Genomic DNA, 26,992 nt, shown 5'->3' on the forward strand with positions numbered 1-26,992 from the left:
GTTGGTCTAATAGAAATCCTCTTCTCGGTTTCTTTGTTTATTACGACAGAAAGAATTTTTCGGAGGGAACATTATGGGACAATCTAAAAAAAAGTTAGAAACTGAACTCAGCGAGGCTTTTATTAAATTTCAACGAGAATTAATTGGTCGAGGACCTCGAGAGGCAAAAACTTATATTGTAGAGGATATGATCCTATTACGCTTTAAAGGTGTTTTGACCGTTGAGGAAGAACACCTTGTTACCCATGATATCGGTAAAAGCCTTGTGAAAAAGATGAGACAGGTCCTTAGGGAAATGTATAGTGATGATTTTAAGGCAATTGTGGAAAAGCATACAGGGTGTAATGTATTATCTAGCCATAGTGATACTAGTACAAAAACTGGTGAACGAATTGAAGTATTTGTAATGGATCAGAATATTTCGAAGTTACTCAATCATATTGAGTAACCCTTCCCTACTATGTGCGGTTGATTTTAGTATGACCGTTCATTCTAGCGCTTGTCGTTGTATTGAAAACTTGAGATTCATTAAAAGACGAAAGAGTATTCTCTTTTGGTCTTTTTTTCGTTTCAAGATTATTTGAGTAATTATTTAAACAGTTAAAAAAGCTACCGAGTTTATCGACAGCTTCACTTTAATGACCCTTCTTCTTGTTTTGGTACAGCCTCTGTGTTATTTATTCAACTTCCCCTTTTTAGTATTCTCTTGATCATTTCAATTATGAAGAGAGTGATTCTAAAAATGAATAATTCCTAATTCTATTGATGTTTTAATCGCTTCAGCTCTTGATGTCACATTTAGTTTTTGATAAATGTTTGTTAAATGTGCTTTTCCAGTTCTCTCGGAAATCCCCATATCAAATGCAATTTCCTTACTCCGAAACCCTCTAGCTACTGCTTGCAAAACGAGCATCTCTTTTTCGGTAAGTAAATGATTTTCTTTTTTCAGTTTTTCTTGAGGTTCTTTGTGTGTGGTTGATTCAAATAGCTTTGAGGCCACATTTGATTGAAGTAAAATGTCTCGTCTGATGGCCGCTTCAATTGTATTAAATAAGTTTTCTCTGCTGGCATCCTTTAAGAGGTAGCCTTTTGCACCAAGTTGTAAACTTTGTATCATTAATTTCTCTTCATTGAAATCTGTTGGTCTTACCAACCATGAGCTGCCATATGAAAACATATCCTCTTCCTATATAAATCCCAATACCTCATTTTGTTCATGCGCTAGTTCCATACCTTCTGCTAGATAGAGAGCGTTCATTTTATCTATGTCATCATCTGGCCAATGGCGGATCAGTTGATGCAATCTCGCAGCAACGGTCTGACAAACCTCTGGTGATAAGTAACTATCAGAATCGGATTGTTCCAGCAATGGAATGATGTCATCCTGGTAGTCTTTAAAGGGTATGTCCCCGCCAAATCCCTCCATATCATCTAAATTCATACCAATACAAGCTGCTAACTTTCTTCTAAAATCATGGAATTCACTGTATGACCAATGTGCTTCGCAATGAGTAAAATCCAATCCCATGAAGCATTCCTCCGCTTTCAAGTTGTATTCTACGTGTTATTTTGACTTAATCCCTGCCCCGCAAAGAGGTATGACGATGGTTTCTTTTGATTCCTTTTTATATTTCAAGTAGCCGGCAAAATTGACTGCAGATGTCACTTCTACATAAAATCCTTTCTCACTTAGTTTAGAGCGTGCATTCAATATTTCATCTTCTTCAATATCTATAAATGTACCATTGGTATCTTGTACAGCTTCTAGAATTTGTTTGGAGCGCGCCGGGGCAGCGATGGCTATCCCTTCTGCTAAGGTCCCTGTATTCGTAACAGGTGATGCTGATTCCTCCCCGTTTTGATAAGCTTTCACAAGAGGTGCACAGTTTTTCGCTTGTATGGCAATGATTTTCGGTGTTTTATGAATCAAACCATTTTCAAATAACTCTTTAAAGCCATAATACGCTCCTAGAAGGAGAGTGCCGTTTCCAACCGGAATAATTACAGCATCTGGAGCTCCTTTTATTTGTTCATAGATTTCATATGCGTATGTTTTTGTTCCCTCAAAAAAATAAGGATTATATACATGGCTTGCATAAAAAACGTTTTCGTCGTCTACTGCTTTTTGGGCTGCAGCGGCAATGTCCTCGCGTGTACCACGAATTTCTTTAATCGTTGCTCCATGGGCTTTTATTTGAGCAACCTTTTTAGGTGAAGTTTCATCGCTTAAATAGATGTCACATGCAATCTCGCAACGAGCTGCATAAGCGGCAATCGCTGTTCCTGCATTCCCGCTGCTATCCGCAATGACTTTTGATACCCCTAATTCCTTTGCCTTTGTCATTAAAACAGCAGCTCCTCGATCTTTAAAGGAGAGTGTAGGCATCATATAGTCAACTTTTACATAAGTATTTGGCTCATTCGGATCTAAAAGGATTAACGGAGTTTGACCTTCACCCATTGTTACAGATTCCCAAGTCTTAGAACCCTTTGAAAATGGCATGGTTTCAACATAACGCCATAATGAGTTTGGATAGTGATCCCAAGCCGCTATATCTATTTTAGGGGTATCTTTCACCAGGTTTAATACTCCGTTACAATCACATTTCCATAGAGTTGGTGTCATCTCATACTTTTTCCCGCAATGGTTACAAATCAATTGATTCATCAATCATCATCCTCTTTAAATAATTTTTTATACGAAATATAATTTTTTATATATCATAGGCAAAAAAATATTCTAGATATAAGAAATAGCATCAATTTCAATTTTGAAACCAAAATGTAATTCATTCGTTGGTACAACAGTACGTGCTGGTTGATGTTCACCGAAAAATTCAGTGTAAACCGCATCTACTTTGTCCCATAGTTCAATATCAGAAATGTATAATGTCATACGCAAAATCTTTTCTTTTTTACTTCCAGCCGCTTCTACAATCATCTCCACATTTTTTAGCGCTTGTAATGTCTCTTCTTCAATGGCGCCAAATTCTTTTTCTCTCGTTTCTGGATTGATGGCAAATTGTCCTGAAACATAGACCGTGTTTTGATGAATGGTTGCGAATGCATAGTGGCCGTTGGATGTTAGATTCCCTACCTCAAGGATGCTTTTCATTTCGTTCCTCCTTCATTCGATTTATGTTTGATCTCATCCAAATAGCTATAGACGGTGACTTTAGAAATACCTAACATAGATGCGACCTTCTCAACTGAACCTTTCATTAAAAAAATTCCCTTTTCATCCATGAACCTTATTAATTCAATTTTTTCATGGCGTTTCATGACTGGATGAACACTGTTTTGAATGATCTGTTGAATCAATTGATCTACGATTTCTTCCACATTTTCAAGATCATCATTTGTTGTTGTTTCATTCTCTTGAACTTCAACTTTTGTAGAAAGAAAAGTATCCATAAATTGCTGCATTTGATTCAATGCTTCAACATCAAAATTGATACAGAATGCACCAATCACCTTTTGCTTGGAATCACGAATTAAAGAAGTCGAAGAACGAATGGTACGGTTGTCTTCGGTTTTAAATGTATACCCAGCGAGATAATCTTCTTTAAAATCTTCTGATTGTAAAACAGTCTTTACCAAATGATCAAATGATTGACCGATTTTTCTTCCCGTCACATGATGATTGACTGTAAACATGACAGATGCTTGAGGATTCGTTAAATCATGAATCACGACTTCACAATTTGGTCCAAACATTTTTGCAGTAGATTTTGCTAAAGGAATATAGCTCTGTAATAAATTCTTTATATGTTCCATGCCTAAGCACCTCATTTGTTTATTCCACTAGATTATATAATTTTTTATATGAAAAAACAATATATAGATTTTTTTATACATCTTGAAAAAGTGGAGAAAATATAAAAAAGCAGCCATTGACTACTTTTTTTGCTCCTTTCTAATTGATTTTTTGCTGGATCCCAGACAAAATGACGTCAATTCCCCATCGGAACCGTTCCATTAATACGGTATCACCTGCAAATATTTCTTCTTTCAGACTATGGATGAAAGGAAACCGCGTTTTGTCTGCATCATGAAATGTTTTTTTTGTATCTGAAATCTGCGAAGAGCCGTGTTTCTTCCAAGAGACCTTTTCGTATGCTACGGAAGATACGTATAACAGTAAAAGGTCTACTCCCCATGCAGCGGATGTAGATTTGATTCCGCCTTTATGCAGTGCAGCGAGAAGATGTTCGGTCAACTGTAAAAAGTTCGTTCCTTGCGGGATGGTGGAAAGAGAAATTTCAGCAAGACCAGGCTTTTCGTATAGCAGCAGGAAATAAGTATGCAATATGTCAAATAACTGTTCTTTCCATGTGCCACCCGCTGAATTTGGATAAACCATTTGGCCGAGACCATAATCTAATACGTAAGCACTTAGTTCTTGAAAATTGTTCACGTAGACATACAAGGATGCAGGTCCTGTATCTAATGCTTTAGCCACCTTACGCATACTCATGCCCTCTAACCCTTGCTCCTTAAGAAGGTCAAAGGCAGTTTTCACAATGAGTTCACGGCTTAAGGGCTCTTTAGCCGGCTGAGACCGACGACTGATAATACGACGATTTGAATTGTTCATACTCTCTTTATAACATGTCAAAGTCAAATAGTAAATTGAGCATCAATCACCGTTTTCTTGAAAAGAATTCATCATATCTGCAAGCTTGACCGCAGCATTTTTTGAAAAACACAGTTTTAAACTTTTCTCTGATTCATGAGCTTTCTCCGATGAATATTCGTACATCATGTCTTCGTATTCTTCTATAGCCTTTTCGATATGATGAGGATTTCGGACAATCGCAAGTGCGAGTTCCGTTGCATCAAACATCGCCATGTTTACGCCCTCCCCTGCGAATGGTGACATGACATGAGCTGCATCACCGATAAGCGTTACTCCTTTATGGCGGTTCCATTTAAAACCGACAGGAAGCGTATAAATCCGTCTTGGAATGATGGCATCTTCTGCATAACGAATATAATTTTTCAGCTGATCGTCCCAATCACTAAATAACTCTAATAATTGTTCTTTTGCTTCTTTCGCTTGATGAAAAGGAATACCACAAGCCTCAATCCAGTTACGTTCTACCATAAGGCTTGCATACACTTTTATTCGTCCATCCCCGTTTAACTGACCAATCAGTCCTTTATGGTCTGCTAAAGCAAACATCTTCCCACGTTTATTAAATGCAGCTAAATCAGGGTGATTCACCTCTACGTTGAGGATATTCAGTTCCAGCATCGTAAGTCCGGCGTATTCAATATCAATATCTGTTAACAGAGGACGCACACGAGAAAAAGCACCATCTGCTCCAATTAAAAGATCAACTGTCTCGACAACTTCGTTTTCAAAATGAAGCTCCGTCATGCCGTTTTCTAGCGAAACGCAACTTTCTAGTTTATAACCATATTTGATGTTCTCAGCATCAATTTGATCTAACAGCAGTTCGCACAAAACACCACGATCAATTTCTGGGCGGGTCCCTTTTTGATCTGGTTCCGTTTCTTCATCTATATAAATTTTTCCTGACTTATCAAGTAAGCGGAAATCTTCTCCTTCATAGCGGGCGTTCTTTTGAAATTCCTCATAAATTCCCGCTTCTTTTAAAGCTTTTTGACCTGTTTCTTCGTGAATATCCAGTGAGCCCCCTCTTTCAAGACTCTTGTCATGCACCTCTCGTTCATAGATGGTCGTTTGTATACCGTAATTTTGCAGTATTAAGGCGAGCGTTAGCCCCCCAGGTCCTCCTCCAATGATAGCGATTTGCTTTTGATCCTTAGATAATGCCGTCATCGTATGCATCTCCTCTTCTTTATGAAAATCGTTTAAAGCCACATCTCATTTATATTATAACGAACGCCGTTCGTTAAGAACAGTGTTCGTTTAAAAAGTTTATTTTACGAGTGCTTTAATGAAAAGAAAGCAATCGCCCGTCACCATATGATACACTCCAAATATGATTCTTGAATCGTAGTTTCGATTGTTTTCATTCTGAGTGTAAGAGGTGTTTCTATGAATAAATTATTAGCAATGTTGATATTAGGATTAAGCTTTAGTGGTGCCGCTCTCATTCTTTCTGTCCCTTTGTTATTCAAGTCCAAACTAGAACAATCTGAGCTCGTGTTTGCTGCTGGATCAGCGGGCGCTTTTGCAGTATTTGCTGTCTCATGCTTAGTTCTTCGAAAACAATTCAATCGCTAAAAAACCTAAACATCATCCACCATTAGAATAGTGGAGATTTGTTTAGGTTTTGTGACTTACCTTGATATGAACTTAAAGAATGTGGTACAAGCTGATCCCAATACTGAGAGCGAATAACACAAGTGCCGGGATTGCTTTTTTAAAGGGATCTTTGGCCAATACGATCAGAGTAAGTGCAGCTGCCAGCATCGTGCCTCCTAACAATAAGCCTGATAATATTGCGATTGTTGGCATCCATATGCCAATTAGCATTCCAGCTGCGCCTATGAGCTCAAAGGCTCCGGTTAAAACATTAAAAAAAGCAGGTAAACCAAATCGTTTGAACTCTTCTGCCATTTTCCCTGATATAATTTTCGATCCTGTTACAAAAAAGAAAGCGGCCAATATCATTTGAAGAATAAGTATGAAAATCGTGATCACATCTTCCTAAGTTATTTGACTGAAACAATCCGTCCAAATGGACAAAATTTCAGTTGATACAATTTATATGTCATAGCATATATCGGACATAAACAGTTCGTTACAGATTAGACATGTCAAGATTCATAGTGTGAATGAAATAATTTGTTTAAAAGTAATTTTAATTGTTGAATCTCTTCATCGTTTAATTGCTTTGTCACCGTTTGATGTGCATCCATGACGACAGGAAGAATGGCCTTTTTGACCTCGTCCCCTTTTTCTGTTAAAAGCAGATGATGTGAGCGCCGGTCTTGTTCATTATAGATCTTTTTGACAAGCCCTTTTCGTTCCATAGACTGGATCATTCTGACGACAGTGGTTTGATTTTTATCAATTCCTTCTGCCAATTCTTTTTGAGTAGTTCCCTTTTCACTACTCAGAATACTTATAATACTCCATTGTTCAGGAGTGACCCCGTAAGGCTTTAACCTGTTCGTAAAATAATTGGTCATTTTGAGATCGGTACGATGAACGAGATAGCCTATTAAATCTTGTAAATCCATGTAAACACCCTCTATGAAATTTATATGCTATAGCATTTATATTAGTGAAGCCTTTGAAAATTGTCAAATCATCCATCTGCTTGTTTAAAATCAATTCCTGACAAGATATATGGCACTGCTGTTTTGATAAACTCCTCTGAGGATAAGTGCGAACTATTTTTTCTCCACTCAACAGAAGCTCCGTGAATTCCCCAACTTAAAAAAACAGCTGTGACTTTTAGAATTTGCTTTTCCACATTTGTATATTGATTGATTAACAATTGATAAAAAATAATTTCAAGCTGCTCCCTCACAATAGGAGCAAGTTCAGTTTCATATTCTACTTGGCAGCGGTTATGGAGAGATTGTTGGAAATTCGTTAGTGCTTTAAAAATATTGATAATCGAATCTTCATCTAGTTTACGATGATTGAAATTTATACTTTCTAAATTAATCGATAATACTTCTGATAGTGTTTTATCCAGCAAATCGTATTTATCCTCAAAATGATAATAAAACGTCGCGCGGTTGATCATGGCTTCTGCCGTGACATCTTTGATCGTAATATCCTTAAATTCCTTTTTCGATGAAAGTTTAATAAAAGACTCCATTATTAACTTACGCGTTCTTAGGACCCGAGGGTCTGTCTTTGGCTGTGGCATCTTATCCCCTCCTCCTTTTTCAACACATCTATCAATCTGTTGGATAAACAACAAATTGAAGAAATTATTGGTGTTGGTCTCACTCATTGTATCTTAAGATTTAATTGTAAAGTAAATCATTGCTTGATTCAAACAAACTGATAGGCAATAGCGTTCCTACAAAATTTGAGGAGGAAAATGAAATTGAAAAACAATGAGATGTTTTGTGATATAGAAACAGGTGTATGTGGTGTAGGTGAAGAAGAGGATATTCAGGTCATTGATTTTCAGCAACCTAAAAAAACAATAACGCTCTATTATGTAACAGATCCGATTTGTTCGCATTGCTGGGCAATTGAACCTGTGCTGCGTCGATTTAAAGAGCAATATGGACATTATTTTCATTTCCAGACTGTGTTAGGTGGACTGTTAGAGAAATGGCATGGCGGTCCAATTGATCCTGCAAACGGAATATACAAACCTGCTGATGTGGCTGGTCACTGGAGAGAGGTTGGAGAACATTCCCGCATGCCAATTGATGGGTCCTTAATGATTGACAATCCTGTTCAATCTTCCTACCCGCCCTCTCGCGTGTTCAAAGTGATTCAAAAACATCATGATGATGCACTAGCCTATACTTTTTTACGCCGTGCGAGAGAAGCGCTATTTGCATTCAATCAAAATATATCGGATATCACGGTGTTAATTGACATCGTCAACGATCTTGGACTTAACGGAGATGAGATTGTCCATGAAGCGGAGCTGCCAAGCGGCCAGGAATTATTAAATCAAGATTTTACTCTAGTTCGAGACCTTGGTGCTAGAGGTTTCCCAACGATCATCTTCGTCAACGAAGAAAATAAAGGAGTCAAAATCACAGGTGGCCGCTCATTTGAAGTCTATGTTGAAGGATTAAAGCAAGCTTTAAACACTGAAGAACTTGAACCGAAAAAACGCCCAGCTGTTTCTACCCTGCTCGAAAAAGAAAAACTTCTATTTTCTAAAGAAATTGAAGTGATGTACGATGTTGACCAATCAAATGTACGGTCTTTTATGAAGAAAGAACTTCCGCAGCAGCAGTATCAAATGAAAGAAGTGCTGGGGGAACTGTATTTTACAACTTCAACATAAGGAGAATGACGATGGTACATTTATTACAGGTCGATTTTAAGATGAAAGGCCCTTTCGGTGATGAAATGGCAAAAGAGTTTGCTGATTTAGCGAAAAGTATAAATGAGGAAGACGGATTCATATGGAAAATATGGACGGAGAATCCGGAGAAGAATGAGGCTGGCGGAATCTACTTATTCGAAACAAAAGAAGCAGCTGAAAACTATCTTGAGATGCATTCTAAAAGAATCACTAGCTTTGGAATAACAAACATCAACGCTAAAATCTTTAACATGAATGCTCACCTTACTCATATCACAAAAGGTCCATTAAAAACTCACCAAGGTTGACACATGAAAAAAAGAGCGGCTGATGGCTGCTCTTTTTTCGTGTGATTTCATCGATTCATCCACTTTACATTTTCTTTTTTCTCTTCATTGACGACGAGTTGGAAGATATCAGGTCTTGAATAATGCCCGACTACATCGAAGTCGAATTGACTAGAAGAAATATCACGCAAATCAAGATCTGCCAGCAGTATCTCTTCCTGACCATAGACAGGTTCTTTTATATATTCGCCTAAAGGACCGACTATTGCACTCCCCCCTCGGCACATCTCATCAGGAGAAGATGCTAATTCATCATAGCAGGCTAAATCTTTAGGATACATCTCTTTATTCACATATTGATTACAAGATAGAACGAAGCATCGGCCTTCTGCGGCAATATGGCGAATCGTAGATTGCCATAGTTCCCTGGAATCTGCCGTAGGGGCTATATAGATTTGGACGCCTTTTGCATACATCGCTGCTCTAGCTAATGGCATATAGTTTTCCCAGCAAATTAAAGCGCCTATTTTACCATACGGTGTATCGAAAACCGGCAGTGTGCTGCCATCCCCCTCTCCCCATATGAGTCGTTCGGAACCTGTCGGCTTTAGTTTACGGTGCTTTCCAAGTAAGGTTCCATCTGGTCCGAAAAACAATACGGAACAATATAAAGTCCCGCGACTTGATTCATCATCTCTTTCAATGACACCGATGACGAGGTAGACACCAGCTTTGCGGGCTGCTTCTCCTAATCTGTCTGTTGTTCTACTTGGAACTGGAACTGAATTTTCTAAGTAACGAAGCCAGTCCTTTCTTCCTTCTGGAGAACGGCTTCCTACTGTGGCGCCAAAAGCTAGTCCTCTAGGATAGGCAGGTATAAAAGCTTCAGGAAATACAACAATATTGGCTCCTTTTTCTCCGGCCTCAAGTGTTAACGAAATGGCTTTTTCAGTACATGCTTCTCTATCCATAATGACAGAAGCAGCTTGCACAACAGCAACTCTACATGTTGACATCTTACCCCCTCCTTATTCTCAGTGTAAAAATAAACGTTTATCATGTACAATATATCATCATAATAATGAGTATGCCTTATTGGAATAATGGAGGGTAAAATGAACATACGGGACTTTGAAATATTTAAAACGATTGCGGATTGTGGAAGTTTTTCAAGAGCAAGTGAAAAGCTTTTTATCGCCCAGCCTTCCCTCTCTAAAACCATTCAAAAATTAGAGAAAAAACTGGGTGTCATCCTTTTCGATCGGTCAAATCGAATTTTCAGGTTAACGGATGAAGGAGAGCTTGTATATGAAAAAGCGATTGCGGTACTGCAGCAAATGAATGAATTGCAAATGGAGCTGGGTGATACCGAAACGCATATTCGCGGCCATTTAAAGATCGGTCTGCCGCAAATAATTGGTACCTTTTTCTTTTCGAAAGTGGCAAAAGCTTTTACTCAAAAGCATCCAGATGTGACGCTCGAAATGATTGAGGAGGGCGGCTTACATGTAGAAAAACTCGTTGAGAAAGGCGAAGTAGATGCGGCCTTTATTGTCATACCTGCCCAAAGTCATGAATTAGAAGAACAACTCATTTTTGAAGCGCCGTTTGTGGCTTGTTTACCAAAAAATCACGCTTTAAAAGATGAACAACAGCTCTCGCTCGAACAGCTTAAAGAGGATAAATGGATATTGTTTGATTCTTCATTTGCGTTAAGTCAAGTGATTTTAGAAAGCTGCCGTAAGGAACATTTTGTTCCCGATGTCGCTTACAGCACAACACAATGGGATTTGCTTTTGACATTAGTTCGTGATGAATTAGGAGTTGCGATCATTCCAAGTCCTTTAACGGACATGTATAAAGAGGCCATTTGTGTAAAACCAATTAGTAGTCAATATATTCCATGGAAAATTGGCATTGTCGTGAAGAAAGGTCGATATAAAACACGTGCTTTGAAGGCTTTTGTAAACATTGTCTTGGATATATATTCTGAGGATCAGAAATAGAAATCAATGAAAATGCTCTTTCTTGTTTTCTAGCAAGGAGCGTCAGCGAAAAGCGGCAGATCATGCAGCATTTCGTATACTTCAGGAAACATGTACGTTGAAGGCGTCTTCCCTTCATTGCTGTCGGACGGATAGTATACAAACGCTTTTTGAGTGATCCATGCCGTGTACTCAAAATCCATCTGTGTGCGTCCGGCAGTATAGCCGCCGATTGGTTCTGGGGATTCATCATATCTTTTCATTCTTTTGTCCCCCTTAATATTTAAAGTGAGTGTGAAATACACATTGCACGACAAGCGCTTTCAAAATGACGGCCGCTCTCTTACTGTTTCGAGCTTTATGATATAATAATTTGTCAATGTCAACCGCTTAGTGAAAGCGAAATGAACTCTTATTGTAAAAGATTCTGAAGAAATGATAGGTGGTAGCGATGAGAAGACTTGAGTCTGGTCAGTTAGTAGACAACGAAATATTTTCTGATATTGTCAGTTATGAAAATGAAACAATCAGCGAAACTACGGTCATCAACTCGAATGTCCGTTCACCTATATTTTGGAGCTGTCATCTGCATCACCTTGTATTTGATACATGTGATCTGACGAATGCGCGTTTTTTTGCACGCAGTAAGATTGATCATTGTACTTTTATTCGTTCTGACTTGCGCTCTGTGGGCATTGCCAGAAACGAAGCTATTTTCACCAATTGCGAATTTTCCTCGTGTGATATGAGAGGAATGACATTGGAGAATGCTGTGTTTATCGATTGTACTTTTTATCAATGTAGGTTCAATGACCGCGTTTTACAAGCAGCGAATATCGTTAATTGTTCTTTTTCCGGTAAGTTGGTGGATATTACGTTTGAGGGAGATGGCAAACAAAAGCTGATCGCCAATTTTGAAAACTGCACCCTTGATGGTGTTCGTTTTACGGGTTGTGATTTGTCGCAATGTATTCCGCCCACATCCAAAAACCATCTATATATTGAAAATGTCTCCGCGCGTGTAAAGTATGCGTTGACGAAGATAGATGATAATCATAATCTTTCTGACGAGGATCGGAAAGTACTGGTACGGAGTCTGCGTAAGCTGGAGCATATGAAACAATATATGTTTAACACGGCGCATATGAAGAAAATACATGGTGCTGTTTTTGTTGAGCGTTTTTTCAGTTATTTGGAATGTAACAGGGATAACGCTTGACGCTTGCTACATTCCTCTACATCAGCTTCGAGTATATTTGAGTGGAATCAGTTCCCCGATTTTCACTTTGACTAGCTTGTCATCCATCTCTATGATCACAAAACATTCTGGTCCGAAATCTGAAATGAGCTCTCTGCAGATGCCGCAAGGGCTTACGACTCTCACCCTTCTATCTTCTTCATCTGAATAGGGATGTCTAACTGCCACAATTGTATCAAAATCTTTATAACCATTTGATAAAGCACTGCCAATCGCAATGGCTTCGGCACAAACAGTGACCCGTCCGATATAGGCTTCTATATGGACAGCCGAAATCACTTCCCCTGTTTTCATACGAATGGCGGCTCCTATATGGTGTTTATCATCTTCATAAAGGCTGGTAATCTTCTTTTTTGCTTCGTCTATTAATTCTACATCTTCTTGAGAAAGATCAAATGTGTACATCGTATCCCCTTTCACCTTTCTATGTTCATCTATTATACCAAACAAACATGTCATGACCGCTTCTTGAAGATGAAATGAATGGAAACAAAAAAAGCTAATGCTCGCGAACATTAGCTTTTTCTTTATGCTCTTTTATAGCGATCATACAGATATCGAATGATTTTTGTGATGACAGTGGTACACATGCATAAAAAGGTCATTGCCACTACCCAATACATATTTGACAGGTCGAACCCAGTATAGGCAAATATGAAAATAGTGGAGGCTGCAAATGTGATCATTAAAACGACAAGAACTCGCTTAAAGATCAAGTAACCCACAATTCCCCATATCAAAGATAACAAAGGCAATGTAAATAAGATCAGCGCCATGGGGTGAAGAAAGAATACACTCATCACGTCACTCTCCTTTATCAACCGGTGAAGAACCGACCATTTATCATATTAATAGGAAATGTGTGTGTTGTAAACAAAATTTGGAATTTAAGGATCTTTTAATGAAGGATGAATTGACATTCTGAATTGATTTCATGTTGAATGGAAAAAGGCTGCTTTCACTAAGCAGCCCATTCGCTAAACTTTCGATTATTTATATAGGATTGTGTGAAGAATAAATTAGCTATTGATTATCTGAATGATTTTTTCCTGAGCATCTTGTGCCTCAGGGATTGGCATGACGACAAACACATGCAGCATTTCTGGATAAACAAAGGTTTTCATGTCAATTCCTTGTTCTGTTAGCTTTTCATCAAGCTTTAGTGCATCTGGATATAAAATATCATGTGTTCCAATAAAATGAGTGATCTTCCCAAGACCATGAAAGTCCCCATGAATTGGACTGATTAATGGGTCAGTTATCTTTTTATCTGCTGCCCACATTTTTGTAATGACATCTATTCCTTCAGGCGCTAAAATGGGATCTTTAAGGGCATATTCAGATATAAGAGGATTGCTTAAACTCATATCAACACATGCAGATAATAAAATAATATCCTTCGGCTGCGGCAGACTTTCCATCTTTAAGAGATGCGCCAGGCCAAGTGAGATATTTCCGCCCGCTGAATCTCCCATAATTGTTAATTGATCGGTACTCTCAACCGTTTTTAGTATTTCTTTATATAGATTTAAGATTTTCGGATAGGTATCTTGGTAGCTATAATGAGGTAATTTAGGATATATAGGAGCGACCACTTTGGCATTAAGGGATTGAGCCATTTTATCCATGTACCACCAATGGAAATTAAGAGGCTGGTTTACCCAAGCACCACCATGTATATAGAGAATCACCTTTTGCTTTTGCGACATTTGGTCATTCAATGTGAAAACCTGCATTCCTTCGAAAATTTGCTCCTTTATTTCACTCACTAGTTTCACATCATCTCCGATTGCATAAGTCTTAATATTTTCTATTTGAGATAGAAAGTTTTTGGTTTTTTCGACACTAGCAAAACTCTCTTTATTACTTTGGGACGTGATTAATGTTTCAAATTGAATACTTTCTTCAGAACGTTCTCCGTTATAAATTTCGACACTCATTTTATTTCTCTCCTTTAAGCAGATATGTTTATTCGTCATCCTGATTCATCACACGAAATGATTTGAGATACACTTGTACTTCTTTCTCGGGAGTCTTTAATAAGTTAGATAATAGGTCTTGAATGAGGCGCAGGCTTTTAATTTTCTTTTCAATTTCTTCATGTTTATGTTTTACGATTCTTTTTAAAGTATCAAGTTCTATATCTTGACTCAGCATTTCCAATATTTCTTTTATTTCCTTTAGTGAATAACCCAATGATTTGGCATCTTTGATCAATTGAATTTTCACAATATAATCTTCTGTGTATAGTCTATAACCGTTCGAACGGCGTCTCGGGACAGGTAAAATGTTGTGTTCTTCATAGTAACGAATTGCGGCAGGGCTTATTCCAGTTTGTTTGGCAAGTTCACCTCTAGTCATCAACTCCATTGTTACTCCTTTTTTGTGATTTTGTCTTACTATAATTACATTATAAAGGTTGAACTATACTTCAAGGTCAAGAGATGTTTTCGTGAAAAATAAAACACCATCGCATGCAGCCGGTTAAGGCGCCCTGAGATGGTGTTTTTCATCATTCAATCTGCTTTTATAGGTCTTCTCCATTTGATGCAATTACATTTTTGTACCAGAAAAATGAATCTTTACGGTAACGATTCAGTGTCCCATTTCCTAGGTCGTCTTGATCCACATAGATCAAACCATAGCGTTTAGTCATTTGAGATGTTCCGCAGCTGATTAAGTCAATACAGCCCCAAGGTGTGTATCCCATTAAGTCAACACCTTCTTTTACTGCTTCTTTCATCTGTTCAATATGTTTTTTCAAATAATCAATTCGATAATCATCGTGGATTTTTCCATCTTGTGTCAATGTATCTCTTGCGCCAAGTCCATTTTCACAAACAAATAAAGGCTTTTGGTATCTGTCATACAGTTTAATTAATGAAATGCGCAGACCCATTGGATCGATCGGCCAATCCCATTGTGATAATTCCAAGTGTTCATTTTTAATCGGGCTGTCAAACGTACCCGCTAGCTCAGCGGCATCTTCACGCGCTTCTGCTACGTGTGACATATAGTAGCTGATTGCAACAAAGTCAACAGTGCCCTCTTTCAAAATTTGTTCATCCTGCTCTTTAATATCCAGCTTGATTTGATTATCAGCAAAATATTTCACCATGTATGTTGGATATTCGCCTCTAGCTTGAACATCAGGATAGAACATATTCAATTGATTCGATTTGACTGCCTGCAGCTGATCCTCTGGTTTTGTTGTTTTTGCATAGGCTTCGATTTGGTTAATCATACAGCCAATTTGGACATCTGGAATGATTTCCTTCGCTGCCTTCACTGTTAATGCACTTGCCACAAATTGATGGTGAGATGCTTGGTAAGCAGCCTGTAATTTATGGTCTACTAAATCCTCTAAAATGCCAGCACCTGTATAAAGACTATTGAGGTTCATATTCATTTCATTAAATGTAATCCAATATTTCACTTTGTTTTTATATCTTTCTAAAATCGCCCGTGCGTATTTTTCGAACAATGGGACAAGCTCTCTACTCATCCATCCATTATATTTCTCTGTTAAGGTAATCGGCATTTCATAATGAGACATCGTTACTAGCGGTTCAATTCCATATTTCGCACATTCATCAAATACTTTATCGTAAAAAGCCAATCCTTCTTCATTCGGCTTGTCCTCTAAACCTGTTGGAAAGATTCTTGCCCATGAGATGGACAAACGAAAGACTTTAAATCCCATTTCTGCAAACAGTGCGATATCTTCTTCATAACGATGATAAAAATCAATTCCGCGTCTTTTTGGGAAATCAAATGCATCAGGATTTTCCTTGTATTTGTTTAGTTCAGCTGAACTAACATCGAATGTAAAGTTGTTTACTTTTCCTTGTGCATAGGGATCTTTATATGCTGCGTAGTCTGAAGTTGACAGCCCTTTCCCGCCTTCTAAATAAGCGCCCTCTATTTGATTGGCAGCTGTTGCGCCACCCCATAGGAAATTATCTGAAAAACCTTTTTTTAATTCTTTCATTTCAATCATCCCTTCTATTTATGATTAATGAATGAGCATTAAGAGTTTATTTTCTCCTGCGTTGACATAAGAGTCACCTGTATGGATGACATCTAGGTACTTCGAGGAATTAGTGACGATAATAGGTGTCACGACATTTAATTCTTTTGATTGAATTCCTTCTATATCAAATGATAATAAATGATCCCCGATGTTGATTTCATCTCCTTCTTCCACCAATACCTCAAAGAATTGACCATTTAGGCTGACGGTATCAATCCCTACATGTATTAATAATTCAATTCCATCATCTGAAACCAAACCTATTGCATGTTTAGTAGGTGTAACGGTCACTACTTTTCCGGAAAACGGTGCTTGTACCACCCCCTTATCAGGCATAATCGCTACTCCCTTGCCCATCATTTCGCTTGAAAAGACGGCATCATTTACGTCAGATAAAGGAACTACTTTACCAGTTATAGGTGCTTGTACTTCATAAGGATTTACTTGTCTGGCAGCTTGTTGATTGACTGCATGCTCTGGATCTTTAGATGACTTTCCTTGTTTTAGCGGCTGACCTTCCACTTTTGTGGCAGGTTCTTTGAAACCAAGGAACATAGTGACAAGCAGTGAGACCAAAAAGCTCAGCGCTATTCCAATTAAAGCGAGCTGGAAATTGTTTGTGCCTTTCATAATGTAGGTTGGCAGAGATGTAATACCTGGAATTGAAAATGCTGTCGTTTTGACTGAAAATAAACCATAAAAACATCCGCCAACTGCGCCGCCAATTAATGAAGCATAGAAAGGCTTTTTCAATCTCAGTGTGACTCCATAAATGGCTGGTTCTGTGATACCAAAGAAACTCGGAAGCAATGTTGATAATGCCAAAGACCTTGTTTCTACTCGTTTTGTGCGAATGATGACTCCTAAAACGGCGCCTGCTTGTGCCATATTGGCAATAAAGTTCATCGGAAGCAGCATGACATCGTATCCAACTTTTTCAAAGCTGGCAAACGTGCTTGGGAAGAATGCGTAATGCATCCCAGTTAGCACAATTAAAGGCATGAGGCCTCCCATTAATAAGCCTGCAATGGGTCCAGCAAAATGGAATAAAGAAGTGAAAAAGATCTCTAAATACTGACCGAAAACGTTTCCAATAGGAGCTATGAAAGCTAGTGTAAGAGGGGCTGTGATCATTAAGCTCAGTACCGGTGTAAATACGATGCTTAAGGATTTTGGAATGACTTTCGTTATCCACTTATCGATAAAGCTAAGCAGCAGTACTCCTAAAATAATCGGTAAAACGGAAGAAGTATAATTATTTAATGGAATACTCAATCCTAAAAAACTAAGTGGATCTGCCCCTTTTGCTGCCCCTTCCACCATCGTGGGATATAATAAAATCCCAGCGAGTGCCATCGCGAGAGATTCTCGTGTTTTAAATTTCTTCGCTGCAGAATAAGCAATGAGGAAAGGTAAAAAGTAAAAGACAGCATTTGAAAAGATTTGTAGTACAGCATAGGTAGAGGTTTTTTCTGTCAGCCAGCCTAAACTAACGAACAAAGCCATGATCCCTTTAATCAATCCACTACCAACAATCGCCGGCAAAATCGGTGTGAAAATTCCGCTAATGACATCGAATACGACTTCGATTGGATTCATCTTTGACGTATTTTTAGCAGGAGAAGAATCATTGCTGCTGTCACCAATCAGATGGTCGATTTCCTCATAGACTTCTGCCACTTTTGCTCCAATAATGACTTGGAATTGTCCGCTTTGGAATTGCGCTCCGAGCACTCCATCTACTGTTTTCAGTTCATCTACTTTTACCTGTTTTTCATCGTTGATATTAAATCTCAGCCTCGTAATACAATGCCAGCTTTGAGATATATTGCCTTTTCCGCCGATTAATTTGATAATTTCTTGCGCCAATTCTTTGTTTTTCATGTCTTCACCCCTTCATTTTCACAAAAAAAACCTAAACAAAATCCACCATTAGAAAGACCATTCTTCTAAATGGAGATTTGTTTAGGTTAATGCTTTTTCATAACACGCCTAAAAGAAATCATGTATTCTGTTGATGTTTCTTTGTGATTCTTTCAATATGAATGACTAGAAAAACAAGTTCGTCTTCTGTGACATTCCAATTAAATTCACGCTTTAACATTTCTTTGATAATTAAACCGCATGCATAGCTCTTCATATAACGATCCTGAATTAATTCTTTTAATGAATCATCCATCTGCTGAGGCGGTTGATTTGTTTCTTGTCTGACAATAAAATATCTCAAATGAGTGATAAACCTCGAATAATCTATCGATGATTTATCTAATACCATCTCGAAAATGTTTTGAATAATCTTAACGATTTCCTTCGTGAGATGGGTCATTTTGATCGTATCTCCCATAGACTGACCATCTATTTGAGCGTTTACAAAATGAAGGGCAATGAGTGAGGCTTCTGTATCTTCAAAAGTAATCCCCATCATTTTTTGAATAATTTTAAGTGCTTTTTTCCCAATTTGATATTCTTGAAAATATAGATGTGGAATTTCCCATACGATAGGGTTTTCATATTCCATTTTTTCTTGATGCCTTTGAATTGAAAAGGTAAGATGATCAGATAGCGAAAACAGCATGCTGGAACCTAATTTTTTATTCAACATCTCTTCGCCCATATGAATGATTTTTTCAGTTAATAAAAGAATATCAGTTGGGATAGCGGCAAGTTGAGATTCTAATGGAGACGTCTGATCAGAATAAAATGTCTTACTGACAGCGCTCTCATCAAGAGTATCACCTTTTTTCTTCTTAAAGCCTATTCCTGTACCAAAAACAACTACTTCATTTTGAGTGTCTGTTAGAGCTAATACGATATTGTTGTTTAAAACTTTAACGACGGTGAACATCTTCATCCCACCTTACCTAAAACTGCTAAAAAAAGCATAAAAAAACACCAAAATCTCAGCAAACAACGTACAAATGTACAACATGTTTACCTGACTTGGTGGTGCCTGATGATATCAGTAACACTCCTGCATCGGTTACGACTTTATTGTAAACACAGGATAAACCAAAGTCAACTATTTTTTTCGGTAAAATAGATTTAAATACCTATATTATAGTTTGTCGTTTATAAATTATTTTAAAAGGTAAATATGTTTAAGGTTGCTGTAAGGTTCGCATTAATACAGGTTAAGGTTCAGGTAGTACAATGGGTTTGTAGTGAATAAATCATAGAGGTGAAACGTTGTGAAAGGAAATAAAGTCTTGTCTTCATTATGTTACTTCAGTATCTTTTTCGCACCATTTTTGTTCCCAATTATCGTCTATTTCTTAGGTCAGGACGACGTGAAATATCATGCGAAAAAATCATTATGGACGCATATTATTCCTTATTTGATTTTTGGTATTGGCATCCTTGGTTCAGGTTTACTTGGTATGAAAGATATCAGCCATGCGGGGCCTTTCTTAATTGCGACATATGCAGTAACATTCCTTGTTGCTATCTACTTCTTCATTTGGAACATTGTAAAAGGCATAAAAGTGTTTTCAGAATAAATAATAGATGAAAAAACGGTTCTGTTGTTGATCAGAACCGTTTTTTTGTATGTTTTCATGCTGGTAGTTGGATTTCAATTGATGTTCCTTTTCCTACTCTGCTGCGAATCGTGATATCCCCGCCGTGCTTGACGATAATATCCTTTGCAATAGCCATCCCAAGACCAGAGCCTGCATGCGAAACTCCTGTATTTGTCCCTCTGTAATAGCGGTCAAACACTTTTTCCAGCTCTGTCTCTTCTATTCCTCTGCCGTTGTCTTGAATCGTAATATGGGTTTTTTCTTTTTGTTCAAGCTGTACAATGATCGTCACATCAGGATCATTGTGAACGAGGGCATTTAAAATCAGATTGGTGACCGCTCTTCGAATGAGGATTTTATCAATATTCAGCATGAGCTTGTCTTCATTCGTTTGAAGCTCAATCGTCTGATCGGCATATCTTGAATCGTTTAAAATATCAATTAACGTTTCCCGCAACAGTGACACAATGTTGACCAGCTCTTTATTTAGCATGACGCCGTTATTTTTCAGCCTTGTTGTTAAATTCAGATCCTCCATGACATCTTTGATATACAATGATTTATTCTCAATGATGCCCGCGTAATGTCTAATGTCCTGGTTTGAAAGAGGATACTTTGGGTCTTTCATGATTTCTGCGTAGCCTTGAATAGAAGCTAGCGGCGTTTTAATATCATGAGAAATATGGCTGATCCATTCTTCCCGCATTTGCTCTAGTTTGTCTTTTTCTTTTTTGCTTGAAGCGAGCTGCTCTGATAAGTGATTGACATTATAGAAGACATCTTTATAAATTCCTTTAGCAGGCAGATTTGTCGTGTAATCGCCGTTTGCCAGCCGCTGGATGCTATGAATGGCACGGGCAAGCGGTTTTGTGAGCTGCCGGCTGAATAAGTAACCAATGAGTAACGCTATGATGGCATCAATTGATAATAAAATCATCGTCCCGATATTGAATCTTGTTACTAAGTCCTTCGTGTCAAACGAGAATAGGTACTTTCCGATGGAAGGGTCTTTAAATCCGATAAAGTAGCTGTATTCTTTGCCCTTTACTTTTTTTCCGCCAGCATAAATGGTCGATAATAATTGCTTATCTTTATATTTATGTAAGTTCACGATTTCTATCGGTGTATATTTGTTCTTTAATCCTTTAGGTGCCTGCGCATGATACACGTCTTGGCCATTTTCGTCTAAAATTTGAATCCATGCATTCTGTTGTTTTAAGGCTTTCTGCCCTTCTTTGTTTACGGTAATTCCTTGATCAGAAAAAGAGACGTATTGTTCAAATGATCTTGTGAAGGTTTCGGGCGTATTTTCCTCGTTATGCTGGCTGTTTGCCTGAAGTACGAGCCAAATCATAAATCCGAATAAGTTGATAAAGACCGTGATAATGGTCACGACAATGACAGAGACCATATACCTGCCTGTTAATCGCCATTTCATCTTTACGCATCCTTTACAACAAATTTATAACCAAGCCCTTTGACAGTGACGAGAAACTTTGGTGTTGACGGGGAATCCTCTATTTTTTCCCGTAATCTTCGGATATGAACCATTACCGTATTGTCAGAACCGAAGAAGTCTTCCCCCCAAACGGTTTGATAAAGCGTTTCTTTACTGATAACGCGGTTCGGATGCTGCAAGAAGTAGGTCATCAGCAGAAGCTCTTTTGGCGTGAGCTCAATGATCGCACCATTTTTAGTCAGTTCTGCTTGCTGCTCGTTTAACTCAAACGGCCCTTTTTTGATCACGGGATCGGCTTGAGTTGACTGCAAGTATGAGATCCTTCTCAGCTGCGCTTTCACCCGGTAGGCGACTTCCTTTGGACTGAATGGTTTTGTAATGTAGTCATCTCCGCCGATGGCAAGTCCTACAATTTTGTCGGATTCTTCTCCCTTTGCTGATAAAAAGATAATCGGAACATGGGAGGTCTCTCTGATTTGTCTGCAAATATCATAGCCTTCACCGTCTGGCAGCATAATATCAAGTATGACAAGATCGGGTTGTTCTTGATGAAATTTTGCAAGCCCATCACGGGCAGTTGAAGCAGTTATGACGCGATCAATGCCTTCCCTTGTTAATACAGTGTTAATTAATTCCAAGATTTCTTTTTCGTCATCGATCATTAATACTTTGCTTTGAAGCTTTGGCATACATTGATCACTCTCCTGAAGTCATTGCCATTATTATACCCAATGTAAGTACATAGTGAAAAAATCAACTTCCTATTTGCATAAAAAAAGCCAATTTTCTTTTGAAATGAGAAAATTGGCTTTTGGTGATTCAATTCATTTTAGCGTTTGACCACAAATGTTGTCACACTTTGAGCCGGGAGATGAGCCCAAAATTGATTACCTGATATATTTAAGTCTGTACCAGGCTGAAGGTTGCTGTTGCTGCTTGTGATCCATCTTGACGCTTGTGAAGCAGTTCCGTTTTGCATCACAAAGTGCTGATTGACTCCTGTATTGTTTTTGTTAATCGCGACAATGACGACCTGATTGTTTCCTTTATAGGCTGATACGAATACATTCGGTTCAGGACTTTTCGTTGCATCAATTCTGATGTATCCTGGGCGTACAAACTTGGAGAAATGCGCCATGTTGTAACCACGTTTGCTGATTAGACCATCTTCTTTCATAGGGCCGTAGGATCTGCGGATGTACCACCAAACATATGCCTGAAAGTCCCCTTCTACCATCGAATGGTGAATATGCTCTGAAACTCCTAATGCTTCAGGCCAGCGGTCCGCTGAATTGTTATCGCTATTCGGGTAGTAGACCTCTGTCATCCAAAGCTCCTTTCCCCCTCCCTTTTGTTTGAAAAGAGGATACGGAAGCTGACTGATTTGGGTTCCGTACAAATGGGCTCCGAGAATGTCCATGTTTCCAAGCGCCTGCGGATCGTTTAGGATAGGATCTGATATATTTTTAAGGTATTGAAAGGATTCTGGTGCGATCACGCGGGCATTAATGGAGCCAGCATTTTCTCTCATGAAACGCAGGATTTCCTGAGGAGTCCACCATGTCCATTCGTGTGCATAATCGGGCTCATTTTGTACAGAAATAGCATAGAGATTGACGCCATTATTTTTCATATACGTCACAAAATCGTTCAGATGCTGAGCATATGCGGCGTATTGATTGTATCTCAGCCGCTTTGCAGATGTACCATTCCGGTTGAAGGTCTCTACCATATTGCTTGGAGGATTCCAAGGTGAAGCGATCACCAAAGCTCCATGCTCTATTGCTCTTTTGGCAGTGGCGACCTCTCTGTGCCAATTATTTCTGTTCTCATCTACAAAAATTCTTAGAATGGAAAATCCTAATTGATTCTGCCCATTGCCAAAGGCGGTTTCCCTTTGAGGTGCGGTCAAATCACCAATCCAAGCCGGATGATTCATTCCACCAAAGCCGCGAATCACTTGTCTTTCCGCATTGATATTAATATTGGCATCTGCTGCTGAAACCTCAGTTACGCCAGGTCCGATGAACATGACAGACAGCATGGTGAAGCAGATCAATAAAGTGCAGATTGGTTTTTTGATCATTGACATCAAATTCTTCCACTCTCCTATCATCTTGTCTTTCTTCGTTACCTTTGAGTAAACTGCCAGGAATCAAATTGAAATAGGTTTGCACCTGTTCCAGTAAAAACAAAAAATACGTTGTGCACGCCTGCTGCTCCATTTACTGCCGTTTCTACTTCTCGCCAGTTATTTGTTCCCCCTGTGGAAGGGACATTCAGTGTTCCGACGAGTCTGCCGTCAGGACTTCCGAGGCGTACTTCTATTTTCCCACCTGCATTTGACGCTACATTGGCTTTAAATGTTCTCGCACCGTTTGATCCGAAATCGACGTTACTGGCAGCCACCCAATCTCCGTTTTGAATGTTTGTGACATGCTGGTTATTGACCGGTCCGCCTGGAGCTGAAGATGCCTCTGTCAAAATGCGTCCATTCCATGCGAATGTTTCAGCTTCTACACGCTGATAAGGATTCAGGTTGGAAAGCTGTTTAACCCCTTCAAAATTGGCTGCGACTTCTCGAAGGGAGCCATCAGCATTATGCACAAGTTTATTAATATGCGGAGATCTGTAGCCTTTTCCTGATCCGTATAAAGCAGAGCTGACCGTTTGGGTATGATACACGACATACCACTCGTTTTTAAAATTGAACACAGCATGATGGTTATTACCGCCTCCCCCGAAAAATGCACCCGGATTTTTCAGGAAGTGCCCTCTATACGTAAAGGGACCCATCGGACTTGAGCTCGTCATATAACCGATCTCACCAGGTGGTTTATCTGCTGGGTGGGAGCCGCCAAAGTTGATGCAATAGGAATAGTAATAGGTTCCGTTATACTTATGCATCCCCGAATCTTCAAACATAAAAGGAGCATCAATGGTTGATGCGCTGCCTACCACACTTGTCATATCAGGTCCTAGTTTTAGAACTCTTGCTGTTTTAGGATTCGCCCATTGTCCCTGCGTTGGATTAGAACCGCCTGGAACACCTCCGCCGGCATATAGATAACCAGTGCCGTCATCATCTACAAAAACAGCAGGATCAAAAAGCCATACAACTCCAGCCATCCCTGGTGTATTTGGCGTGACGAGTGCTTTTCCGATAGGATCTGTCCATGGACCGATGGGGGAGTCTGCTGTCAGAACGCCAATCCCTCCGCCGCTGTTCGCGAAATAAAGGAAAAATTTATCCTTCCCATTGATTTTTTTCACCGCTGCTGATGGAGCCCAGGAAGCACCTGCCCATTTGGCAATTCCTTTGCCGCCATTTGCTCCATTTGCCCCAGCTACTGGAATCGCGCCATGATCTGTCCAGTTCACCATATCTGCTGAAGAGATGACGAAGACCCTATTCAAATTGGCAAAAGAATTATCCTTAATCGTTCCGTTGCTGTGATATTCATAGTCATCACTCGACATATAAATGTACACTCTTCCGTTATAGGTGAGCGCAAATGGATCAGCGCCCAAGTGGTGGTCTATGAGCGGGTTGGCATTTCCTACACGTTTTGCAATTGTTGTGCTTGCCGCACTCGCATCATATACCGGTAAAAAGCTCAGTACCAAAGCAAGAATCAATAAACCAACGCCGCACTTCATCCTCGTCCTCATCGTTTCATTTCCTCCTGTTTTCATCTTCCTAATATTGGGGTTTAGGCCCAATTTCAAAATATGTTGATAGGTACTGATGAAGAATGAATATAAAGAATGATTTCTAGTGTAAATCCTTGCTGGAATAACGTTGAAAACCCTTACTTTTTGACTAGAAGACAACAAAAAAATGCAGTCTCCCATGCTGGGGCTGCATTTTTTCTTCTTATGATTCATTGCATATAGCTTACATATAACGAGCGGTGACCATTTTCTTTCTTGTGTAAAACTCCACTCCGTCTGTTCCATTGGCATGCAAGTCTCCGTAGAAAGAATCCTTCCAGCCGGAAAACGGGAAGAATGCCATTGGTGCGGGTACACCGATGTTTACACCGAGCATGCCCGCTTCGATGTTTTCGCGAAATTCTCTTATGCTTGATGCGCTGTCCGTATACAGGCAGGCACCATTCGCAAATTTTGATTGATTGGACAGGTCGATGGCTTCTGCTAATGAAGAAACACGGACAATTGATAAGACTGGGGCGAAAATCTCGTCCTGCCAAATTTTCATTTGATTTGTGACATGATCAAAGATCGTCGGTCCGACGAAATACCCTTCTCCATTTGTTTCGTGGTCTTGCCGGCCATCTCGAATGAGGCTTGCTCCTTCTTCAATCCCTGACTGGATGTATTGAAGTGTTCGTTCTTTATGTTCCTTTCGAATGACTGGCCCAAGAAAGACCTCTTCATTAATTCCGTTTCCAATGACGAGCTCGTTTGATTCATCCACTAATTTTTGAATCAACTCATCAGCCACTTCTTCTTCCACTGCGACAACGGCTGCAGCCATGCAGCGCTCTCCCGCTGATCCAAAGGCAGCCCCGATGATTTGTTTTGTTGACGCATCTAAATCAGCATCTTTGAGGACAATGGAGTGATTCTTTGCGCCTGCAAGTGCTTGGACACGTTTGCCATGCTCCGTTCCTTTTTTATAGACATATTCAGCGACTGGCTGAGAGCCGACAAATGATATGGCTTTGACCTTTTGATGTTCAAGCAGGCCGTTGACAACATCGTGAGCTCCATTGACGATGTTGAGAACACCTTTTGGAAGACCCGCTTCTTCAAACAGCTCAGCTAACCGTGCCGCAAGAATAGGAGTTCGTTCTGAAGGTTTTAAAACAAATGTATTTCCGCAGGCAATGGCAAGTGGGAACATCCAGCATGGAACCATCATTGGAAAGTTAAATGGCGTAATGCCGCCGATGACGCCAATTGGATAGCGGTACATGCCTGATTCAAGTCCAGTCGCAATATCTGGAAGCTGTTTTCCCATCATTAACGTCGGTGCGCCCGCAGCAAATTCCACACATTCAATCCCGCGCTGCACTTCTCCTTTTGCCTCTGTTACACTTTTTCCGTTTTCAATCGTTACGAGTTCAGCCAGCTCATCCCAGTTCTCAACGAGTAACTGTTGGTATTTAAATAAAATGCGTGCACGCCGGGGAACAGCAGTTTTAGACCAAGTAGTAAACGCTTCCTGTGCTGCTTGTACCGCACGTTCAACATCTGTTTTTGTTGAAAGCGGCACTTCCGCGATGATTTCGCCAGTAGCAGGGTTATACACTGCCTCTGTTTGACTTGTTTCTGCCTCAATCCATTGTCCGCCAATATAATTTTTCAACGTTTGTACATCTGTTTTGGTCATGTTCCCTCTCTCCTCTTTGTTAAAGAATGTCATGCTTAAAGGGTGTGTATGTATCGTCATTGTCTCATCTAACGGGCATTCATCTGTATACACTCTTTGTCAAATCAAACGGCAGTTTTGGTTTACGTTGTGATCATCTGGT

General features: G+C 39.3%; 29 protein-coding genes and 2 pseudogenes. 7 read left to right on the forward strand and 24 right to left on the reverse strand.

The features are described 5' to 3' along the window. Window positions 1-73: 73 nt before the first annotated feature. Window positions 74-448, forward strand: coding sequence for a Na-translocating system protein MpsC family protein (locus C9414_RS12645; protein WP_483295691.1), 375 nt, complete (start codon window positions 74-76; stop codon window positions 446-448). A 288-nt stretch (window positions 449-736) separates the two neighbouring features. Here C9414_RS12645 and C9414_RS12650 read toward each other — a convergent pair. The 7 genes and pseudogenes from C9414_RS12650 to C9414_RS12675 form a co-directional block, all read right to left on the reverse strand. After that, a pseudogene (locus C9414_RS12650) lies at window positions 737-1,141 on the reverse strand (response regulator transcription factor); the annotation flags it as partial. Window positions 1,142-1,186: 45 nt separating this feature from the next. Then, the gene (locus tag C9414_RS20250) at window positions 1,187-1,528 is read right to left on the reverse strand and encodes a hypothetical protein (RefSeq protein ID WP_181286145.1); all 342 of its coding nucleotides are present in this window, start codon (window positions 1,526-1,528) and stop codon (window positions 1,187-1,189) included. A gap of 36 nt (window positions 1,529-1,564) precedes the next feature. Further along, window positions 1,565-2,668, reverse strand: coding sequence for a threonine synthase (locus C9414_RS12655; RefSeq protein WP_107163760.1), 1,104 nt, complete (start codon window positions 2,666-2,668; stop codon window positions 1,565-1,567). 72 nt (window positions 2,669-2,740) lie between these two features. Next, on the reverse strand, window positions 2,741-3,115 hold the full coding sequence (locus C9414_RS12660) for a RidA family protein (protein WP_047203141.1): 375 nt from the start codon (window positions 3,113-3,115) through the stop codon (window positions 2,741-2,743). Next, complete coding sequence (locus C9414_RS12665) at window positions 3,112-3,777, reverse strand: helix-turn-helix transcriptional regulator (RefSeq protein ID WP_047203142.1); 666 nt, start codon at window positions 3,775-3,777, stop codon at window positions 3,112-3,114. The genes C9414_RS12660 and C9414_RS12665 overlap by 4 nt, the downstream gene beginning before the upstream one ends. Before the next feature lie 139 nt (window positions 3,778-3,916). Beyond that, complete coding sequence (locus C9414_RS12670; RefSeq protein ID WP_058838662.1) at window positions 3,917-4,597, reverse strand: TetR/AcrR family transcriptional regulator; 681 nt, start codon at window positions 4,595-4,597, stop codon at window positions 3,917-3,919. A gap of 42 nt (window positions 4,598-4,639) precedes the next feature. After that, window positions 4,640-5,809 carry an FAD-dependent oxidoreductase gene (locus tag C9414_RS12675; protein WP_107163761.1) on the reverse strand — a complete coding sequence of 390 codons (1,170 nt, stop codon included), beginning with the start codon at window positions 5,807-5,809 and terminating at the stop codon, window positions 4,640-4,642. A 219-nt stretch (window positions 5,810-6,028) separates the two neighbouring features. Here C9414_RS12675 and C9414_RS12680 point away from each other — a divergent pair, with 219 nt between their 5' ends. Beyond that, window positions 6,029-6,217, forward strand: a complete 189-nt coding sequence (locus tag C9414_RS12680) for a hypothetical protein (protein ID WP_039178972.1) — start codon at window positions 6,029-6,031, stop codon at window positions 6,215-6,217. Window positions 6,218-6,289: 72 nt separating this feature from the next. Here C9414_RS12680 and C9414_RS12685 read toward each other — a convergent pair whose 3' ends face one another. The 3 genes from C9414_RS12685 to C9414_RS12695 all read right to left on the reverse strand — a co-directional run bounded on the left by C9414_RS12685 (window position 6,290) and on the right by C9414_RS12695 (window position 7,820). Further along, window positions 6,290-6,637 (reverse strand): DoxX family protein, encoded by a 348-nt coding sequence (locus C9414_RS12685; RefSeq protein ID WP_039178975.1) that lies wholly within the window; start codon window positions 6,635-6,637, stop codon window positions 6,290-6,292. A 116-nt stretch (window positions 6,638-6,753) separates the two neighbouring features. Then, window positions 6,754-7,179 carry a MarR family winged helix-turn-helix transcriptional regulator gene (locus C9414_RS12690; protein ID WP_041085171.1) on the reverse strand — a complete coding sequence of 142 codons (426 nt, stop codon included), beginning with the start codon at window positions 7,177-7,179 and terminating at the stop codon, window positions 6,754-6,756. 68 nt (window positions 7,180-7,247) lie between these two features. Further along, on the reverse strand, window positions 7,248-7,820 hold the full coding sequence (locus C9414_RS12695; RefSeq protein ID WP_107163762.1) for a TetR/AcrR family transcriptional regulator: 573 nt from the start codon (window positions 7,818-7,820) through the stop codon (window positions 7,248-7,250). A 183-nt stretch (window positions 7,821-8,003) separates the two neighbouring features. Between C9414_RS12695 and C9414_RS12700 the strand changes: the two genes are divergently transcribed. After that, complete coding sequence (locus C9414_RS12700) at window positions 8,004-8,930, forward strand: DsbA family protein (RefSeq protein ID WP_107163763.1); 927 nt, start codon at window positions 8,004-8,006, stop codon at window positions 8,928-8,930. A gap of 11 nt (window positions 8,931-8,941) precedes the next feature. Then, complete coding sequence (locus C9414_RS12705; protein ID WP_106025106.1) at window positions 8,942-9,259, forward strand: monooxygenase; 318 nt, start codon at window positions 8,942-8,944, stop codon at window positions 9,257-9,259. A gap of 47 nt (window positions 9,260-9,306) precedes the next feature. Here the strand turns inward: C9414_RS12705 and C9414_RS12710 are convergent, their stop codons facing one another. Next, complete coding sequence (locus tag C9414_RS12710; RefSeq protein WP_099663308.1) at window positions 9,307-10,254, reverse strand: carbon-nitrogen hydrolase family protein; 948 nt, start codon at window positions 10,252-10,254, stop codon at window positions 9,307-9,309. A gap of 99 nt (window positions 10,255-10,353) precedes the next feature. On the opposite strand from C9414_RS12710, the gene C9414_RS12715 reads away from it, so the two are divergent. Continuing rightward, window positions 10,354-11,244 carry a LysR family transcriptional regulator gene (locus C9414_RS12715; RefSeq protein WP_181286146.1) on the forward strand — a complete coding sequence of 297 codons (891 nt, stop codon included), beginning with the start codon at window positions 10,354-10,356 and terminating at the stop codon, window positions 11,242-11,244. Window positions 11,245-11,294: 50 nt separating this feature from the next. Here the strand turns inward: C9414_RS12715 and C9414_RS12720 are convergent. After that, window positions 11,295-11,486 (reverse strand): annotated as a pseudogene (locus C9414_RS12720) (alpha/beta hydrolase); the annotation flags it as partial. Between the two features lie 188 nt (window positions 11,487-11,674). On the opposite strand from C9414_RS12720, the gene C9414_RS12725 reads away from it, so the two are divergent. Next, window positions 11,675-12,442 carry a pentapeptide repeat-containing protein gene (locus C9414_RS12725; protein ID WP_047203153.1) on the forward strand — a complete coding sequence of 256 codons (768 nt, stop codon included), beginning with the start codon at window positions 11,675-11,677 and terminating at the stop codon, window positions 12,440-12,442. Between the two features lie 21 nt (window positions 12,443-12,463). Here C9414_RS12725 and C9414_RS12730 read toward each other — a convergent pair whose 3' ends face one another. From C9414_RS12730 to C9414_RS12760, 7 genes are all read right to left on the reverse strand, one after another. After that, window positions 12,464-12,886 carry a cytidine deaminase gene (locus C9414_RS12730; RefSeq protein WP_047203190.1) on the reverse strand — a complete coding sequence of 141 codons (423 nt, stop codon included), beginning with the start codon at window positions 12,884-12,886 and terminating at the stop codon, window positions 12,464-12,466. Between the two features lie 122 nt (window positions 12,887-13,008). After that, window positions 13,009-13,281, reverse strand: coding sequence for a DUF2651 family protein (locus tag C9414_RS12735; protein WP_047203154.1), 273 nt, complete (start codon window positions 13,279-13,281; stop codon window positions 13,009-13,011). A 219-nt stretch (window positions 13,282-13,500) separates the two neighbouring features. Then, window positions 13,501-14,421: an alpha/beta hydrolase fold domain-containing protein gene (locus tag C9414_RS12740; protein WP_047203155.1), complete on the reverse strand. Its 921-nt coding sequence runs from the start codon at window positions 14,419-14,421 to the stop codon at window positions 13,501-13,503. A 28-nt stretch (window positions 14,422-14,449) separates the two neighbouring features. Continuing rightward, window positions 14,450-14,851, reverse strand: coding sequence for a MerR family transcriptional regulator (locus C9414_RS12745; RefSeq protein ID WP_047203156.1), 402 nt, complete (start codon window positions 14,849-14,851; stop codon window positions 14,450-14,452). Window positions 14,852-15,008: 157 nt separating this feature from the next. Next, complete coding sequence (locus tag C9414_RS12750) at window positions 15,009-16,472, reverse strand: glycoside hydrolase family 1 protein (RefSeq protein ID WP_181286147.1); 1,464 nt, start codon at window positions 16,470-16,472, stop codon at window positions 15,009-15,011. 24 nt (window positions 16,473-16,496) lie between these two features. Beyond that, the gene (locus tag C9414_RS12755) at window positions 16,497-18,398 is read right to left on the reverse strand and encodes a beta-glucoside-specific PTS transporter subunit IIABC (protein WP_107163764.1); all 1,902 of its coding nucleotides are present in this window, start codon (window positions 18,396-18,398) and stop codon (window positions 16,497-16,499) included. 118 nt (window positions 18,399-18,516) lie between these two features. Next, on the reverse strand, window positions 18,517-19,359 hold the full coding sequence (locus tag C9414_RS12760) for a PRD domain-containing protein (RefSeq protein WP_041085182.1): 843 nt from the start codon (window positions 19,357-19,359) through the stop codon (window positions 18,517-18,519). A gap of 343 nt (window positions 19,360-19,702) precedes the next feature. Between C9414_RS12760 and C9414_RS12765 the strand changes: the two genes are divergently transcribed. After that, a complete protein-coding gene (locus C9414_RS12765; protein ID WP_041085183.1) occupies window positions 19,703-20,011 on the forward strand; it encodes a magnetosome magnetite crystal formation protein family in 309 nt (102 codons plus the stop codon). 55 nt (window positions 20,012-20,066) lie between these two features. Here C9414_RS12765 and C9414_RS12770 read toward each other — a convergent pair whose 3' ends face one another. The 5 genes from C9414_RS12770 to C9414_RS12790 all read right to left on the reverse strand — a co-directional run bounded on the left by C9414_RS12770 (window position 20,067) and on the right by C9414_RS12790 (window position 26,850). Further along, the gene (locus tag C9414_RS12770; protein ID WP_107163765.1) at window positions 20,067-21,470 is read right to left on the reverse strand and encodes a sensor histidine kinase; all 1,404 of its coding nucleotides are present in this window, start codon (window positions 21,468-21,470) and stop codon (window positions 20,067-20,069) included. A 2-nt stretch (window positions 21,471-21,472) separates the two neighbouring features. After that, on the reverse strand, window positions 21,473-22,180 hold the full coding sequence (locus C9414_RS12775) for a response regulator transcription factor (protein WP_106025099.1): 708 nt from the start codon (window positions 22,178-22,180) through the stop codon (window positions 21,473-21,475). 140 nt (window positions 22,181-22,320) lie between these two features. Further along, window positions 22,321-23,586, reverse strand: coding sequence for a glucuronoarabinoxylan endo-1,4-beta-xylanase XynC (xynC, locus tag C9414_RS12780; RefSeq protein ID WP_039179020.1), 1,266 nt, complete (start codon window positions 23,584-23,586; stop codon window positions 22,321-22,323). Window positions 23,587-23,621: 35 nt separating this feature from the next. Next, window positions 23,622-25,163: a glycoside hydrolase family 43 protein gene (locus tag C9414_RS12785; protein WP_106025098.1), complete on the reverse strand. Its 1,542-nt coding sequence runs from the start codon at window positions 25,161-25,163 to the stop codon at window positions 23,622-23,624. A 226-nt stretch (window positions 25,164-25,389) separates the two neighbouring features. After that, complete coding sequence (locus C9414_RS12790) at window positions 25,390-26,850, reverse strand: CoA-acylating methylmalonate-semialdehyde dehydrogenase (RefSeq protein ID WP_106025097.1); 1,461 nt, start codon at window positions 26,848-26,850, stop codon at window positions 25,390-25,392. Between the last annotated feature and the right edge of the window lie 142 nt (window positions 26,851-26,992).

The organism is Bacillus sp. Nf3 (assembly GCF_003028545.1).
GTDB lineage: Bacteria > Bacillota > Bacilli > Bacillales > Bacillaceae > Bacillus > Bacillus safensis.

Bases quoted from the DNA above. Each gene is read 5' to 3' on its own strand.
- C9414_RS12695 (WP_107163762.1), bottom strand. From the start codon at position 7,820: ATGCCACAGCCAAAGACAGACCCTCGGGTCCTAAGAACGCGTAAGTTA.
- C9414_RS12725 (WP_047203153.1), top strand. From the start codon at position 11,675: ATGAGAAGACTTGAGTCTGGTCAGTTAGTAGACAACGAAATATTTTCT.
- C9414_RS12755 (WP_107163764.1), bottom strand. From the start codon at position 18,398: ATGAAAAACAAAGAATTGGCGCAAGAAATTATCAAATTAATCGGCGGA.
- C9414_RS12645 (WP_483295691.1), top strand. From the start codon at position 74: ATGGGACAATCTAAAAAAAAGTTAGAAACTGAACTCAGCGAGGCTTTT.
- C9414_RS12785 (WP_106025098.1), bottom strand. From the start codon at position 25,163: ATGAGGACGAGGATGAAGTGCGGCGTTGGTTTATTGATTCTTGCTTTG.
- C9414_RS12710 (WP_099663308.1), bottom strand. From the start codon at position 10,254: ATGTCAACATGTAGAGTTGCTGTTGTGCAAGCTGCTTCTGTCATTATG.
- C9414_RS12790 (WP_106025097.1), bottom strand. From the start codon at position 26,850: ATGACCAAAACAGATGTACAAACGTTGAAAAATTATATTGGCGGACAA.
- C9414_RS12770 (WP_107163765.1), bottom strand. From the start codon at position 21,470: ATGAAATGGCGATTAACAGGCAGGTATATGGTCTCTGTCATTGTCGTG.
- C9414_RS20250 (WP_181286145.1), bottom strand. From the start codon at position 1,528: ATGGGATTGGATTTTACTCATTGCGAAGCACATTGGTCATACAGTGAA.
- C9414_RS12760 (WP_041085182.1), bottom strand. From the start codon at position 19,359: ATGTTCACCGTCGTTAAAGTTTTAAACAACAATATCGTATTAGCTCTA.
- C9414_RS12675 (WP_107163761.1), bottom strand. From the start codon at position 5,809: ATGACGGCATTATCTAAGGATCAAAAGCAAATCGCTATCATTGGAGGA.
- C9414_RS12750 (WP_181286147.1), bottom strand. From the start codon at position 16,472: ATGAAAGAATTAAAAAAAGGTTTTTCAGATAATTTCCTATGGGGTGGC.
- C9414_RS12655 (WP_107163760.1), bottom strand. From the start codon at position 2,668: ATGAATCAATTGATTTGTAACCATTGCGGGAAAAAGTATGAGATGACA.
- C9414_RS12660 (WP_047203141.1), bottom strand. From the start codon at position 3,115: ATGAAAAGCATCCTTGAGGTAGGGAATCTAACATCCAACGGCCACTAT.
- C9414_RS12740 (WP_047203155.1), bottom strand. From the start codon at position 14,421: ATGAGTGTCGAAATTTATAACGGAGAACGTTCTGAAGAAAGTATTCAA.
- C9414_RS12665 (WP_047203142.1), bottom strand. From the start codon at position 3,777: ATGGAACATATAAAGAATTTATTACAGAGCTATATTCCTTTAGCAAAA.
- C9414_RS12690 (WP_041085171.1), bottom strand. From the start codon at position 7,179: ATGGATTTACAAGATTTAATAGGCTATCTCGTTCATCGTACCGATCTC.
- C9414_RS12705 (WP_106025106.1), top strand. From the start codon at position 8,942: ATGGTACATTTATTACAGGTCGATTTTAAGATGAAAGGCCCTTTCGGT.
- C9414_RS12670 (WP_058838662.1), bottom strand. From the start codon at position 4,597: ATGAACAATTCAAATCGTCGTATTATCAGTCGTCGGTCTCAGCCGGCT.
- C9414_RS12680 (WP_039178972.1), top strand. From the start codon at position 6,029: ATGAATAAATTATTAGCAATGTTGATATTAGGATTAAGCTTTAGTGGT.
- C9414_RS12715 (WP_181286146.1), top strand. From the start codon at position 10,354: ATGAACATACGGGACTTTGAAATATTTAAAACGATTGCGGATTGTGGA.
- C9414_RS12745 (WP_047203156.1), bottom strand. From the start codon at position 14,851: ATGGAGTTGATGACTAGAGGTGAACTTGCCAAACAAACTGGAATAAGC.
- C9414_RS12730 (WP_047203190.1), bottom strand. From the start codon at position 12,886: ATGTACACATTTGATCTTTCTCAAGAAGATGTAGAATTAATAGACGAA.
- C9414_RS12775 (WP_106025099.1), bottom strand. From the start codon at position 22,180: ATGCCAAAGCTTCAAAGCAAAGTATTAATGATCGATGACGAAAAAGAA.
- C9414_RS12735 (WP_047203154.1), bottom strand. From the start codon at position 13,281: ATGAGTGTATTCTTTCTTCACCCCATGGCGCTGATCTTATTTACATTG.